At 50.5% G+C, this 216-nt stretch carries 2 tRNA genes; both read left to right on the forward strand.

Going from position 1 to position 216, the window contains the following annotated elements:
- Window positions 1–47: 47 nt before the first annotated feature.
- A tRNA-Ser gene (locus EUI_RS0101795) sits at window positions 48–136 on the forward strand.
- A 3-nt stretch (window positions 137–139) separates the two neighbouring features.
- Window positions 140–212 (forward strand) — tRNA-Val (locus tag EUI_RS0101800).
- Window positions 213–216: the final 4 nt, after the last annotated feature.

Consider the following 216-nt stretch of genomic DNA (forward strand, 5'->3'; position numbering starts at 1 on the left):
TTTTGGTTTATGAAGCAAGAAGAAGATAGTGAGAGAGTGGAAGAATCGGAGAGGTGTCCGAGTCTGGCCGAAGGAGCATGGTTGGAAACTATGTAAGCAAGGAATTGTTTCGAGGGTTCGAATCCCTTCCTCTCCATATGGACGCTTAGCTCAGCTGGGAGAGCACCTGCCTTACAAGCAGGGGGTCACAGGTTCGATCCCTGTAGCGTCCATTGG

Source organism: Leuconostoc gelidum subsp. gelidum KCTC 3527, from assembly GCF_000166715.1.
In the GTDB taxonomy this organism is placed as follows: domain Bacteria; phylum Bacillota; class Bacilli; order Lactobacillales; family Lactobacillaceae; genus Leuconostoc; species Leuconostoc gelidum.